Genomic DNA, 14,998 nt, shown 5'->3' with positions numbered 1-14,998 from the left:
GTTTCCTGCGCCTGCGCGACGCCGCACGACACGGCGATCACTTCGGTTGCGATACCCGCTTCTTTCAGACGCACCGCCTCTTCCACGGCGATTTCATCGAACGGGTTCATCGACATCTTCACGTTCGAGATATCGACGCCCGTGCCGTCCGACTTCACGCGGACTTTCACGTTGTAATCGACTACGCGTTTAACTGCCACCAATACCTTCATATCCCTTCCTTCTCCATTTCAAGGCACTCACGCCGCCCGACACTCTTACCGTCACCCAACACCCTTGCCTGCACCACTTCGCCGATTCCTCGCGCCGTCAAAAAATCGCGGGGCTGCCTCTGTCTCCGGCGACTTCCCGCACACCAGGGCTCGGGCCGTCGCAAGATATTTCTCCTCGAGCCCATGCATGTAAGCGCGATTGCTACGTGCGCTTCCGAGATGCACGGTCAAGCCGTCCACCATCGAAATGAGCAACACCGCAATGTGCGCACTCCCGGTTTCCGTGCGGGCCGGATCGGCAATCCGAATGAGCTTCGCGAGATCGGCCGTCACCGTTTCATACCAGTCGTCGAGCAATCGGGCACATCCGGGATCCGCGGCTGCGATCGAGAAAAAATGCCACCACAGCGCGACAACCTTCGAATCCTTCACGTCACGCAAGGTTCGATCGAGAATCGCATCAAGCGATTCACGCGGCGACGCGTTGCTTTCGAGCGCCTGTTTCAGATCATGGATATAGCTCTCTACAAGGGGCGTCATAACGGCCCGCATCACGTCCAGTCTGGTTGGAAAGTAATACTGCAGATTACTGACACTGATTCCTGCGCGAAGCGCCACCGACCGCAGCGAGAAATCCAGCAGACCATCTTCGAGCAGGGCCTTCGTTGCGATCCGGATAATGGCGTTGTGCGTCCGTACCCCCTGCGCTCTCAGGCCGTGCGGCGCGGCTCCCGAGGGCGCAACGTCCAACGCGCGGCGTTTGCGGCTACTGTGCTGTTCGTTTGGCACTGTCTTCACTTCCGTCTTGAATGGAGCTAGCGAACGGGCAGCACACCGTGCTCCGAGAACATGACCGGCTTCCCGGCGGCATCGATCAGGGCCGCAGTGAGGGCCGCGCGATCTTCGCGATGGTGGACTTCGAACGATGTAGCGCCTTCGCGCTTGCTGACCATCAGCCCGTCCAGTCCGACGCCCATCAGACCGCCCGGCGTGGTGCCCAACCAGGTGATCGAACTCCTGGCGCCTGCATCCACCGGAGACCACGTCGTGCCACTGTCGTCACTCTGGAACATACTTCCGAGCAGGCCGCCTACGACGATGCGTCCGCCGGGCAACACCACGCCCGCCCACAGCGTCCCCTTGCCGCCTGTCGATAGATAGTTCCAGTTTGCGCCGCCGTCAGTCGACTTGAGCACCATTCCCTGCTCCGAGGTGACGTACAGCGCCCCCTTATGGTCGGCAAAAAGATGGTAAAGATTGCGATCCGCCCTGGTGGCGCCCGGCGGCGCCGGCACCTTCAGCTTCGTCCAGGTTTTCCCGCCATCGTGCGTCGCAAGCATCAGCGACCATAGCCCCGCCGCAATCCCATCTTTCTCGCTCGTGAACAGCACGGAAAATAGCGGCTGGTCCACGGAGAGGTCCATACGCTGCGTCTGCCACGTCTCGCCGCCGTCGCTGCTCACGAGGATGACGCCCCACTGCCCCACGGCCCACCCATGCTGCGCATCCGCAAAATTGACGGCGGAAAGCGTGGCGGAGACCGGCACGCGGCTCGCCTGCCGCCACGTTTTTCCCTCGTCATCCGAAAGAAGTATTACGCCGTGCTCGCCGACTGCCACGATACGCTTGCCCGCGCGGGCGGCGTCCAGCAGCATCATGTGGCTCGGCTGGTCCCACTTGTGCGCGGGTTTTGCCGCCCAGTTCGCAACGGTTCCTTGAGGCTGGGCAAAAGCGACTGCGCTGGCGCAGAGCATCGCGCAGGCTACCAACATCTTGATCATGATTCGCTCCCGCGAATTTCAATGGCTAAAAAGGCCCGGCGCGCGCGCCGGTTTGCGGCGCGGGAACCAACGCTCAAGCACCGAAGCGAGCGCAGGCAACGCCGTCATCGCCATCAGCAGGTTCACGAGGAACATGAACGCCAGCAGTTTCCCCATGTCCGCCTGGAACTTCAGCGCGGAGAAGCTCCATGTCGCGACACCAATCGCCAGCGTGATCGCCGTAAATATCGTCGCCACTCCCACCTCCTGCATCGCGAATTCGACCGCCTTCGCAATGCTGAAACCGCCCGCCAGATGCACCTGCAAGCGGTTATAGATATAAAACGCGTAATCCACGCCGATACCCACAGCCAGCACCATCACCGGCAGCGTCGCGACAGTCAGGCCGATCTGCAGCTCTTTCATGAACCAGTAGCCGATGAATGTCGCTACCGTTAGCGGCAGGCAGCACGCCAGCATCGCGCGCCAGTCGCGGTACGCAAGGAACACGAGGATCAGGATCGCCGCGTACACATTCAGCATCATCGGCAGCTCGCTCGCGGCCACCTCTTCATTCGTGGCCGCCAGCACGCCCGCGTTGCCCGCGGCGAGGCGCACGGTGATGCCCGGGAACGGATGCGTCGCCCGATATGCCTTCACGTCGGTCAGGATTTGACTGAGCGTCGTTGCCTTGTGGTCGGTCAGGAACAGATGCACGGCCGTCATGCTGCAATCCGCCCGCATGAAGCCCTTCGCGCGTCCCACATCCACCGATACCGACCCGTAGTTTCCCGGGTCGATCGGCACGACGTTCATCTTCGGATAGTCCTCGTTGTAGCCCTGGTTATAACGGCGCAGCGCGGCCGAATACGACTCCACCGATACGACGCCTGGCTCCGTGCGCATGGCACTGGTAAATTCGTCCCCGTACAGGCCGACCGCTGCGTTATCGCAGGCGTTGCCGGACGATTCGATTACGACTGAGAGCCAGTCGAGGCCGATGTCGTAGCTCGACGCAATCGACGTCGCATCGCGATTGAAACGCGCGCTCGCGCGCAACTCGGGCGCACCCGGCTGAAGCGTGCCGATCACGCGATCACGGCTTTGCCAGGCCGCCAGCCCGAATACCACCAACGTCAGCGCGACCGCAACCTCCGCGTATCGGGGCTGCGCCACTCGTGCCAGGAATCGCAGCCAGCGTCCGCGCCGCTCGCCGCGTTTCAATGCCTTCTCCGCGTAGCCTTTCTTGAAGTGGAAGCACGACGCGGCCACCGGCAACAGCACAAGGTTCGTCACGATCTTGTAGCCCACCCCGAGCGAGGCCGTGATGGCAAGCTCCCGTACCATCGGAATCGGGATCAGCAGCAGCGTGATAAACGACACCAGGGCCGTCACGAGCGCCAGCACGCCAGGAATCAGAAGCCCGCTGAAGCTGTTGCGCGCCGCGTCGAACGATGTTTTACCGTGCGCAAGCTCCCGCACGATGAAATTCACCTGCTGAACGCCGTGCGATACGCCGATCGCAAATACCAGAAACGGGACGAGCACCGCGAGCGGATCAAGACCGAAACCCAATAGTTTGAGCGTGCCGAATTGCCACACGAGCGAAGTGAGCGAGCACAAGATCAGCAGCACCGTGAACCGCACCGAGTGACAGTACCAGTAGACAGCGAGTGCGGTAAGCAGCAGCGCAATGGCGCAGAAGCCGAGCACTGCTGTGGCGCCATCGGCAATATCGCCGATCTGCTTGGCAAAGCCAATGATCTGAACCTCGAACCCCGCGTCCTCGAACGGTTTGCGGATCTGCGCTTCGAGCAGGTGGTTGAACGCCACGTAGTCGAGTACCTTGCCGTTTCGGTCGCGCTCGTTGAGCTCCGCGGTAATCATTGCACTGTCTTCGTTATGAGAAACGAGCGTGCCGATATAACCGCCCACCGTCGTTGCACGGCGAATCTTTCCGATGACGTCCGGTTGAAGCTGACCGGGGGTAATCGTGCCTGAAATGATCGGCTCGGCGCGGAAGCCCTCGTCCGTGATTTCGTTGACGTAGGCATTGGGCGTCCACAACGACTGCACACCGACGCGGTCCACGTTAGGCAGATAGGTCACCGCCTGCGTCACCTTGTACAGCCGCGTGAGGCCCGCCTTCGTCCAGATCGTCCCTTTTCGCGCACGCACGACGACGGTGATCCGGTTTGCGCCCAGCAGATCAGACCGATATTTCTGGAAAGTCTGGATGTATTCGTGGCCGATCGGCATCTGTTTTTCAAAACCGGCGTCCATGCGCAATTGCACGGCAAACGCGGCCATGATGACAGTGAACAGGCCGATGCCCCCCAGTACCACCAGGCGGTGCCCGAAAAGCACCCGTTCCAGCAATTTGACGAAGCGATTCAGCACAACATTACCCCTTCAGGTGATTCAACGGCGTCGTCAGAAATTGCGCGTGGCGAATATCCCGACAAAATTCCGGTCCGCATAAGGCTGCCCCACGGTGTTATGCCCGCCCCAGAACATCGTGTAGTTGATGCCCGCTTGCCACACCGTTGGATTTTGATTGAACAGCACATAAAGATTCAGCGACTTCGCACCCTGCATGTAGTTTCCCGTGAACGTCGGCGTGTACCCGTAGAGTCCGTCCGAGAAGGTCAAACCCGGTGTCACCTGCCAGCCGTGAATCAGCGTGCCGTCATAAGTCCAGTTGAAATCGAGCGTGACACCCGCCGAGCTTGCCGTGCCCTGTGCCGCGGCAATCGGATAGCCGAGCGTCGAACCGTTGTTCAGCCACGTCATGTAGCCGGCCTGCGGAATCTGCGTAACCGCCTGGCCATTGACGGTGCGCGTCACACCATTCGAACTGAGTCCCGGGTAGTAGATCCAGGTGAGTTCCCAGGTCAGCGTTGCCGAATCCGCGCCCAGCAGTTTGAGGAACGGATACTCGCTGCGCGTCAGCGCCAGCAGACCGTTGATGTCGTACTGGAAACGCTTCATGTCGGCCCACTGCTGGCAGTCGAGGCCCGACGTGCCATTGGTGTTCAGATCGAACGGTCCGCCCGCGCCAAAGCAGGACGACAGCGCAACGGCATCATGCGGCCGGTACGAAAGCTCGGTGCCGATCGCCCATTGGCCCAGGCCGAAATTCGCACTGGCACCGAAGAGCTGACGGTTCTGAAGATAGGACCACTTCAGGGACCCGTCGGCCAGCGACGAAAGCACAGGTGCCTTGTCCGTGTAATTCAGGTAGTAGAACGCGAAGTTGGCGTCGAACGAGCGTGGTGCATAGTTGAACTTCACGCCGAACTGCGGCTTGTACTTCGACGGCGCCTGCCAGGCAACCGGCAGTCCAATGCTGTTGAACGGCGGTCCGGCAAACGCACCGTTGACAAGCCCGTTATTGATTGCATTGAGCACGTTCGAGTTGCCGCTGTTCGACCCTGCGATCGTGCCCGCACCCGGTCCCTGCGCGTTCAAATTGTTGGTACTCACCGTGAACGGGCTCGTGCCGCGACCCACACTGTTGGAAATGGACCAGTAACTGCCCACGGGCGGATAGCGGTTTCCGTTCCACCAGAACTGGTAGTAATCCTCGGTGCTGAATCCATGCGTTAGATCTGCCGCGAAGCTCAGCATCGGCGCCGGCAGCAACGCCTGCTTCAGTTGCGAGCCGGGAATCAGCAGCTTTTGCACGTCGAGCGAGTTCGTCGCGTTGATGCCGCCCTGCGCGAACATGCTCTCGCCCCAGTTGATCACCTGGTTGCCCAGCCGCACGTGCGCCGAATTTCCGGCAATCGTGAAGTCCTTCTCCGCCCAAAGATCGAGCAACTGCGCGTTGTAGACGACCTGCGCCCGCGCGGTGCTCGACAGGGGCGTGCGATTCGTGTCCCCGGCGAGGAAGTCGTACATGCCCGTACCGCGGATCATGGCCTTCAGCCCCTGGCTGGGCATCGTGAACAGCAGCTCAGACGTTGCACTGATGTAAGTGCTGAACGGCTGGCCCTTGCGGTAATTCAGGTTGCCGTCGTCGCTGGCGCCCCACTGGTTGACGTTGGCAGCCGCACCGCAGTTGAATGCGTTCGGATCGCCCGTCAACGAGCAACTCGGGTTTTTGGTGCGGATGCCTGCGCCCGCCGTGAGGTTGGTGACCCACGAGCCCGTGATTTCCCCCGACCCCATCGTGAAATCGTAGGCATGCGCGTTCGCTGTTGCAAATGCACCAACAACCGCCAGATAAACGGTAGTTCTTCTAACTGTTATTTTCATCTTCATGTTCTCAGCCCGACGTCAACGTCCACGTCTACCCTGGCGCACGTCACCGACGCGCGCCAGCCCTCCCCTGCCCACCGGATTCGCTTTAGCGCTCGCTGACCGATCTCAGCGATTCTGCCGAGAAGAAGTCAGTCTTGAAGCGCGGGTCGGCCACCTTTTCGAACCAGTGGACGTCCTTGCCGAGGCCAATCGTCGATTCATCGAAAACGTAGCGCCCATCATTCAGGTCGTACTGCACGAACGGCTCGTTGTCGCATGCGCCACCGATATCCCATGCCGGAATCGGATAACTTTCGCGCACCTTCCAGAGCTTGCCCTGGGCGTCGTAGTCCTCGCCAACCAGTGCAAGCCAGCTGTCCTCATCCAGATACAGGATCTTTTTCGAATCCACGTGACGCGAGGAAGATTTCAGCGTTGCCTCGACGACCCATACACGGTGCACCTCGTAACGACGGTGATCGGGCGAGATGCCGGTGGGCGTCGCAACGTCATGCAGCTTGTCCTTGAAGGTGTACAGGCCGAAGTCGTTGTAAGGCACAATCATTTCGCGCTTGCCCACCAGCTTCCAGTTGAAGCGATCGAGGGAGCCGTTGAACATGTTGGCCTCGTCGATCAGGTACTGGTTTTCGAAGCCGATTAGCGGTGCGTCGTGCGTATAGGCCGGCATCCGGCGCACGCGACGTTGGCCAGGAAAGTAGTAGAACGTCTCCGGGTCCCGGTCGAAATATTGCCGCTGTACGAAGGACTGGCCGGCCAGCGCCGCGGGGGACTCCATCGCGAAGTAAGCGCCGAAGTTGAGCTGGTCGACGTCCTGCGGCGTGGCCTTGCCCGGCTTGCCGCTCGGGAAATAGTAGATTTGCGGGCCGACCACCTCGATCCAGTCGCTCCCGCCGGGGCGCGGCGAAATGGCCGTGACGTATTTCCCAAAGTCGATGCCTTCGCCGCGGTACCGCGTTTCGTAGTTCAGAACCGCTTCTGCGCCCGTCTTTGGCTGCGGGAACGCGACACCCGGAAGCGCAACGGACTGAAGCTTTTCGCCCGTGGAATCGAGCTTCGCCGACGTCAGATTCGTCTTCGAGTTCTGTTCGGCGAAATCGGGCAGCTGGCATTCGCGATGCGACGGATAGACATCCATCCGGTAACCCTTCAGCTGCTTGATGAGCTGCACCTGCCCCGGCGAAAGCTGGCTCGCGTATTTGTCGACGTTCGCCGCATCGATCGAATACAGGGGCTTCTCGCCTTTGTGCTTCCAGAAGTCGCCGCGGTTCTCGCCCCACGTCCAACCCGCTGGCGTCGCTTCCCGGCCGGCAAAGGCTGGAACGAGACCATCCTTGCTGGCGGCACGCTCGGCGCCGGCCGCCGTGAGATCGTCCGCAGCGGCGGTCCCCGCCAGGATCATTAACGCTGCTGCAATCGCAGATACCACCCCGATTCTGTGCTTCGTCATCATAGTGCTCCTTCCGATTCCATCCTTCGTGGTAACGATTTGCCCAATCGATCGCCGCGGCTTACCAGCTACACCACCTGAACCGACATCGCGAACGACATCGCTTCGCCCTTGATTTCCGTGAACTTCATCGCGGCAAACGCGAATTTCGGCACCTCGAAAACAGGGCGAGATAGTGACCATCCATCAGCGCGCTATCGAGCCGTGAAGCCCGGCAATTTGTAGGACATTGAACCTATATTAGGCACACTTCACTTGTTGTGCATGATGACTAAATTAGTAAATATACAAAAGACGGGTAATCCCTGCTTTGTGCGCATGGCGACGGCAAAACGGGCCATGCTCCGAAGAATGAAAGCGCAACAAAAGGAAAATGGAAGGGTGGAAGGAGTGCGAAGCGAGGGTTTGAGTCCAGACGCGCAAAGAAGCGTCCGTATGCACCGGAGTGCATGGACGTCAATTAGCGAAGGATCGATGTGCGTGGCGAACTGGAAGCAGCGGCCTCTGCTCCCCAAAAGTTGCTTGATGAGGAAATGGCCCGAATGGTAAACATTCCTGACCACGACGCGCCCCACCAGGCGCCATCAGCGTGGCAATGCAGACCCGGGCAGCGCGGCCGATAATCTGATTGCGCCAAAGCCGGCGCAGTTCTTTGACTTAGCCGGGGGGCGTTTGGCTAACGTGCGTCATCCGTGACGACGAGATATTCAGGCAGTACGTTTCGCAGATAGCTGACGCGAGCACGTCTCGCGTTTTCTTCCGCCTCCGGCGTGATGAAGTTGTGCTGATGCAGGGATAGTGCGAAGAGTGCGTCGCTAATTACAATGGCCTCCAGAAAGCGATCCGTGAGAGATGGGATCGCAGGCATGATGAACCGCTTGCTCAGTGCATCCACAATTGCGTTCGCCACTACCTTGTCGCACTCAAGGTCTCGATGGCGAATCTCCGCCGAATACGATCCAAGAATCACCTTCCTGACCGATGGGCTGTCGTGGTAAATGGCGACGAGTTTCCTGGACATGACGGCGTCAAACTCCTGCCAGGAACCAACGACGACGTCGAGGGATTTTATGACCTCCTCGAAGCGTGCAAGGTATCGTTCAGCGAGCGCAACAAATACCAGAGAAACCGAGGGGAAAAAATGATAGATGGTCGGAGGAGACGTCTGCATCGCAGCAGCGATGTGATACGGACTGATCTCGCCCGGCTCCATTGTCTCCAGCAATTTTTCAGTGGTGTCGAGGATGGCGTCGAACTTCAGCCGCCCGCGATCCTGTGTTGGCCGCCGAATTGCGGGCACTGCCCCATCGCCTTTGTCGGGCGTGACAGTAGCAATGACTTCCTTGACCGGCATTCAGCAGCCCTCCCGGAAAACTACCCGACCGAGGTCACCTCGATTGCGGGACTAATGTAGAAAAATATGGGCCTGGCGCGGATGCCATCGACCAGTCACATCGTTGCTGCGCAGACATGTTTGCCATATTTTAGCCGTAGCCGGGCGCAGCTACCGTCACCCGGCTGCAGCGGGCCCCGTTGCGTTAGATGCGCCGTTCAGCGTGCACGGAACGCACCACGCAAAACGCCCGGCAAGCTTCTCCGGGCGTTAATTCGCGCTGACGCTATACAGATAGCAATCCGCGGCCTCGCGAAAACGGCTTGTTGTCAGTCGTATGTGACAGGCTTTCCGTGCCAGCCCGCCCAACGCTTCGTCCAATAGAGGTCGTGCATCTTCCTCGTAAAGGAGTCTTCGCGATTCGATGCAATCGACTTTCCGCCGAGGCTGCGGATCGGGATGATGCCGCCGGCGGTGGAGGTAAGGAAGATTTCGTCAGCGGCCTCGAGTGCGCTGACGTGGAAGCGACCGATCTCCAATTCGAGGCCGACTTCCTTCGCCAGTTCAAACGTAGACAGGCGAGTGATACCTTCGAGACAGCCATTTGCCGGTGTGCAGATGCGGCCGTCCTTGATGAAGAAGATATTCGCCCCGGGGCACTCGGTAAGATAACCGTCGACGTCGAGCAGCACCGACCAGTCCCGACCGTTATCTTTCGCTTCAAACAGGGAGAGCTTCAGGTCCATCCAGTGAAAATTCTTTGCGCGCGGATCGACTGCGCGTTCAGGAATTCGGATGTAGCTCTGACTGACGTGCAGTGAGAGCCCTTTCTCGCGCATTTGATCGTCGGCGATGAACAGATAGGGAATGACAAACGCGTAAAACTGGCACTCGTACAGGTTGACGTCGTTTCGGTCCGTGTGCGGCATCTGCCCGCGCGTGACACCGTACCAGACATAGGCATCCTGAAGTCCGGAGAGACGAACCAGATTTTCCAGGATTTCACGCATTTGTTGCCTGGAATAGGGATTGCGCATACGAAACAGGCCGCACCCTTTTTCGAAGCGATTCAGGTGATCCTCGAGCCTGAAGAACATACCCTTGCTCACACTGACTACATCGTACGTACCGTCTGCCTGCATAAAGCCGGTGTCGGTGATGGATACGCCCGCTTTCTCGACGGGCACGTATTCGCCAGACATAAACGCGACGCCCTCTTCGAATTCGGGTGCGTGCTTGTGCCGAGGATGAGCTCCACTGCTGTACATCACTTCTTCTGCACGGATGAGTGCCATGAATTGCCTCTTTTGTCGGTGTGTGCGAGCCCGGTCACTGGCAGGGCCCAGAAGAGAACGTTGTCCTGCGATCTGGTGCAGGGCGCGTACAAAATAGATTAAAATCTATTTTTATCTAGGCTATATTGGCAATTCGACGGCGTCAACAGGGTTTACGATACGAGAAACGAGGGATATGGACGTGAACCGCCTCGTTGCGAGGCTACCTGATTGTAGATTAATATCCACACAAATCGGTGGCTGCCTCACCTCGCTCCGGTCAGGATCTCGCTCCTCTTATCGCATGAGCAGAGTGTTCGGCAACCCTGCGTATCAGGTCCTGGATGCGCAATGCACTGAGGATATGTGACGTCCGGCAGCGTGTCTTGACAGGAATGGGGGGGAATTCGACCGTGAGAGTGCGGCAAAGAATTGCGGCATTCATCCCTTGAGGAATGACGCCGTGCCGCGCCTCTTTCCTGCGCCGCTGCGCGTTGCGATCGATGGTTGCGCTCGCATCGGCTGTTGCTGCCTGCGGGCGTTATACGAAGCGGGCCGTTCTGGACGCGGGCTGCGGGCTGCGCGCGGCTGCGGCTCTCGCATCGGGGTGACTGTGCAGCGGATGTGGACAGTGCGCAGACTCGTGTCAGCGCTCAGCGGCAGATAAATCCGATGCTGTGGTTCGACTACGAGTGGGGTTTCGTGAGCCGCATGGCGGATGTCACACGCCACTGGCTCGGAGCAGGTTAACCGTGGCGAATTCGACCGACTTCTCGCTGCTCGATGGACGGCGGGGAAGCATCGTGACTGGCCGCGTGGTTGAGCGGCTGGCGCAGAGAATCATTGCGACACAGCGCATTAACCGCTAGCGGCCTCTCTCCTCGGCGACTTCCCCGAAAACAAGGTAGCGCGCTGCAGCCATAAATGACGAATCGAATTTCTGCATGTACGGTCGCTTGATCCGCTCCGTGCCGAGATGCACCGAGACGCCATCGACCATGGAAATCAACAAGACCGCGATGTGCAAACTCTCAGCGGCGGTGCGTGCGGGATTTGCCGCACGGATCAGTTTCGCAACCTCATCCGTCAACGTGTCGTACCAGTCGTTGAGCAATTGAGCACATTCGGGATCTGCCGAGGCAATCGCGAAGAAGTTCCACCACAGCGCACCAATCTGCGGATCTTTCGCGTCCTGCAAGGCGCGATCGATCAAAGCAACCAATGTTTCCTCCGGCGGGGCATCGCTCTCGAGCGCGGCCCTCAGCTCGACCAGATGCTTATCGACCAGAGGCACCATGATTGCGCGCAGCACAGCTGCGCGCGTCGGGAAATAATATTGGAGATTACTTACGCTGATGCGTGCGCGAACTGCAACGGCACGTAGCGAGAATTCCATCGGGCCGCTTTCGAGCAACAGCTTTCTTGAGATGCGGATAATCGCGTTGCGCGTCCGAACCCCTTGCGCTCTCAAGTTGCCGGGTTCGGCGCCGGCAGATGCAGTTTTTGATGTGCGACGTTTGCGCGGCTCTTCTTTTGGCACTGTCGTCATTTCCGTTTTGAGTAAGGCGTATCGATCTCGCGGGTATAAAAAGTAACGACGCTAACAGTAAGCTAGGTATACTTGCCTACATCTTACACCATGCAGTTTCCCTCACTGCGGACAGCTCCCGTTGCGTCACCGAGGTCCATCGGACTCTCCGGAAGCATCCATCAAGGCGGCGGTCAGCGTCGCGCGGCCATCGTGGTGGCCGACCTCGAATGAAGTATTCCCTGGGCTCTGACTGAACACCGCCCCTTCAAGCCCAACGCCGGGCAATCCGTTGCCGCCCACAACAAGATCGGTACTCGAACTCCTGGCGCCCACCGCCAACGGCGTCCACGTTGCGCCGCCATCGCTGCTCCGAAAAAGACTTCACGGAGCACCGCCTTAAACGAAGCGTCCGTCTGCCCCCCCCTTGCATCGGATCCGGCGCATCGATCAGGGAATACCCCGTCTTTTTATTTTTTACCAACTTAGTCACTATGACCTAATTGGTTGTATAGCCTAACTTAGGTACGATGTTCTATAACTCGGGCCGCAAGAAACGGACACGACCAAAACGTCGACATGGGGAGGACAGTAACCCTGCCCCTATCAGGCGGGATGTCTGAGCGCAGCAGGCGATCGAAGTCGCCATAGAACGTTCCCCCAATCGCACCGAACGCGACCGGATGGAAGATCTGCTGCGATTCGAATATGTTGACCAGCTAACCGTAGGAGCTGAAAAATGGCTGAAAACCAAGCCGGCACCGTGAACACGACAAGCGCCGCTGATTATCTGAGCGCGGATATCAAGCACCATCTGCACCCGGTGACGAACCCCCAAACCCTGGAACATGACGGCCCGACCTTCATCGACGGCGGCGAAGGGATCTACCTCGACATTCACGGTCAAAAAATCATTGACGGCGTTTCGGGCCTGGGCTGTGTGAACATCGGTTACGGCAATGAAAAGCTGTGCCAGGCGGCGTACGCTGAAATGAAACAGCTATCGTATTCGCACTGTTTTGTCGGTGTGAGCAACCAGAAAGCGGCACTGCTTTCCAGGAAGCTGGCTGAACTGACAAATCACGACTTCGAGAAGTTCTTCTTTGCATCGACGGGTTCGGACGCCAACGAGTCGGCAGTTAAACTGGCCTACTATTACTGGCGCCTGAAGGGCCAATCGCAGCGCAAGATTCTGCTGGCGCGCGAATACGCGTACCACGGCAATACGGTGATCACCACCGCACTGACCGGCATACCCCACTATCATTTCCAGTTCGAGCTGCCGCTTAACCATCTTGTTCAGCACGTTGGCGCTCCCTACGCCTACCGCTGCAGCAATGGTCTGTCGTCGGAAGACTTTATCCGCAAGCTCGCCGCCGACCTCGAAGCGAAGATCACGGAAATTGGCGCGGACAAGATCGCCGCGTTCTTCGTCGAGCCGATCCAGGGCGCGGGCGGCATGATCATGCCGCCGATCGGCTACCTTCAAGCCGTCCAGGAAATCTGCAATCGTCACGAAATTTTCGTCATCGCCGACGAGGTTGTGACGGGTTTTGGTAAAACCGGTTCGATGTTTGCGTATCAGCATTACGGCTTCAAGCCGGACATGATCACGATGGCCAAGGGCATCACGTCGACGTACTTCCCGCTGTCTTCAGTCGGTGTGAGCAAAAAAGTCGCCGACGTGCTGGCGACTGCCAATGAAGAATTCGTGCATGGCTTCACGAATTGCGGACATCCGGTAGGGGCCGCTGTCGCACTGGCCAACATCGACGTGATTGAAGAGAATCATCTGCTCGACAATGTGAACAACAACATTGCTCCGGCTTTGGCGCGCTGGATGGAAAAGTTTGCAAAGAACGCGGTGGTCGGCGAAGCACGTTCAGTTGGCGTCATGGCAGCACTGGACTTCTGCCGCGGCGACTCCGAGGAAGAGTTGACGGTTTTCTGTGAGCGCGTCGGCCATGAGGCACTCGGCCGTGGCCTGATCGCGCGCCCGATGGGCCCGGTCCTTGGCATGACTTTCCCACTGATCACCACCGCGGAGCAGATCGACGAAAGCATGAAAATCCTCGAAGCTGCGATCAACGCCGCACTCGCGTAAACCGCGAGATGTTTCTCCGCTCCATCGGTTGCAGGGTCCCGATGAGCGTTTAAGGGCGTCATACGCCCGCGGCTGGGATTCATACCGAAAGATTCCCTCCTTGCCTTTCGGCATGTCCCCAGCCGTTCTTTTTTTTTGCCAGCAGTCTATCCCCGTTGCGCGCCAAACACAGGATCCAACGCGCGATATATCGACATCGGTGCGACATCAGCGATACCAGCAAACCAATCGCGACGCGCAAACCACAGCGCCGTCTGGTGCCCGATGCCTGATGCCGTAGCCCCCGTTGCAAGGGTCGGCGCGCGTCAACGCGCGGTGTAACCACCGTCAATCACAAGCTCGGAGCCCGTCATATACTTCGAATCATCCGAGGCAAGGAATACCAGTGCGGGGGCAATTTCGTCCGCCTGTGCAAGGCGACCTAGCGGGATCCGGTTAACGATGTCGGCCTGCAATGCCTTCGCCATCTCATTGGGAAGCGTTGCCAATGCGCCAGCGACCATCGGCGTGGCGATATAACCCGGGTGCAAGGAATTAACGCGAATGTTGTAGCCCTTTGCGGCACAGTGCAGTGCCGCTGATTTGGTCAGCAGGCGCACGCCACCCTTGCTTGCGTTGTACGCCGCCAGGTTCGGTTCACCAATGAGACCTTCGATCGAGGACACATTGATGATTGAGCCACCCCGCTCTTTCATTGCCCCAATAGCTTTCTGGGTGCCGAGAAATACGCCATCCAGGTTGATGTCCAGTAAAGCCCGCCAGTCTCTTAGGGAAACCTCTTCAACACTGCCCAGGCGGGCGATGCCGGCATTATTGACGAGCACGTCGAGTGCCCCGGTGGCAGCAATCACACGATCCCAGTCACCCTCCTGGGTCACATCGTGCGCCATCGCCATCACGAGATACCCCTCCGATGACAGACTCGCTGCCTCGGCTTCCACACGAGCGCCGTCGACATCAGTCAGATAGACTCGCGCACCTTCACGCGCAAACGCCCGGGCGGTCGCTAGCCCGAGCCCGCTTCCTGCGCCGGTAATCAGAGCAGTCTTGCCTTGCAAACGCATCATGCCTTGT

Annotated in this window: 10 protein-coding genes and 1 pseudogene; 1 reads left to right on the top strand and 10 read right to left on the bottom strand. The window is 58.9% G+C overall.

What is annotated here, in order from left to right:
- From Q0L30_RS14165 to Q0L30_RS14125, 9 genes and pseudogenes are all read right to left on the bottom strand, one after another.
- A pseudogene (locus Q0L30_RS14165) lies at positions 1–212 on the bottom strand (electron transfer flavoprotein subunit beta/FixA family protein); the annotation flags it as partial.
- A 51-nt stretch (positions 213–263) separates the two neighbouring features.
- Positions 264–1,001, bottom strand: coding sequence for a TetR/AcrR family transcriptional regulator (locus tag Q0L30_RS14160; protein WP_296657320.1), 738 nt, complete (start codon positions 999–1,001; stop codon positions 264–266).
- 26 nt (positions 1,002–1,027) lie between these two features.
- The gene (locus tag Q0L30_RS14155; RefSeq protein WP_296657317.1) at positions 1,028–1,993 is read right to left on the bottom strand and encodes a YCF48-related protein; all 966 of its coding nucleotides are present in this window, start codon (positions 1,991–1,993) and stop codon (positions 1,028–1,030) included.
- 18 nt (positions 1,994–2,011) lie between these two features.
- A complete protein-coding gene (locus tag Q0L30_RS14150; RefSeq protein WP_296657315.1) occupies positions 2,012–4,372 on the bottom strand; it encodes an efflux RND transporter permease subunit in 2,361 nt (786 codons plus the stop codon).
- Between the two features lie 33 nt (positions 4,373–4,405).
- A complete protein-coding gene (locus Q0L30_RS14145; RefSeq protein WP_296657304.1) occupies positions 4,406–6,238 on the bottom strand; it encodes a DUF1302 domain-containing protein in 1,833 nt (610 codons plus the stop codon).
- An 85-nt stretch (positions 6,239–6,323) separates the two neighbouring features.
- Positions 6,324–7,688, bottom strand: a complete 1,365-nt coding sequence (locus Q0L30_RS14140) for a DUF1329 domain-containing protein (RefSeq protein WP_296657302.1) — start codon at positions 7,686–7,688, stop codon at positions 6,324–6,326.
- A gap of 673 nt (positions 7,689–8,361) precedes the next feature.
- Positions 8,362–9,039, bottom strand: coding sequence for a TetR/AcrR family transcriptional regulator (locus tag Q0L30_RS14135; RefSeq protein ID WP_296657299.1), 678 nt, complete (start codon positions 9,037–9,039; stop codon positions 8,362–8,364).
- A 308-nt stretch (positions 9,040–9,347) separates the two neighbouring features.
- Positions 9,348–10,313 carry an aminotransferase class IV gene (locus Q0L30_RS14130; RefSeq protein ID WP_296657297.1) on the bottom strand — a complete coding sequence of 322 codons (966 nt, stop codon included), beginning with the start codon at positions 10,311–10,313 and terminating at the stop codon, positions 9,348–9,350.
- Between the two features lie 844 nt (positions 10,314–11,157).
- Positions 11,158–11,841 (bottom strand): TetR family transcriptional regulator C-terminal domain-containing protein, encoded by a 684-nt coding sequence (locus tag Q0L30_RS14125; protein WP_296657294.1) that lies wholly within the window; start codon positions 11,839–11,841, stop codon positions 11,158–11,160.
- A gap of 718 nt (positions 11,842–12,559) precedes the next feature.
- On the opposite strand from Q0L30_RS14125, the gene Q0L30_RS14120 reads away from it, so the two are divergent.
- The gene (locus Q0L30_RS14120) at positions 12,560–13,924 is read left to right on the top strand and encodes an aminotransferase class III-fold pyridoxal phosphate-dependent enzyme (protein ID WP_296657293.1); all 1,365 of its coding nucleotides are present in this window, start codon (positions 12,560–12,562) and stop codon (positions 13,922–13,924) included.
- Between the two features lie 305 nt (positions 13,925–14,229).
- On the opposite strand, the gene Q0L30_RS14115 is transcribed toward Q0L30_RS14120, so the two are convergent.
- The gene (locus Q0L30_RS14115) at positions 14,230–14,991 is read right to left on the bottom strand and encodes a glucose 1-dehydrogenase (RefSeq protein WP_296657290.1); all 762 of its coding nucleotides are present in this window, start codon (positions 14,989–14,991) and stop codon (positions 14,230–14,232) included.
- Positions 14,992–14,998 lie beyond the last annotated feature (7 nt).

It is taken from the genome of Paraburkholderia sp., assembly GCF_024281035.1.
Classification (GTDB): Bacteria; Pseudomonadota; Gammaproteobacteria; order Burkholderiales; family Burkholderiaceae; genus Paraburkholderia.
This window is presented reverse-complemented; position numbering and strand designations above follow the sequence as displayed.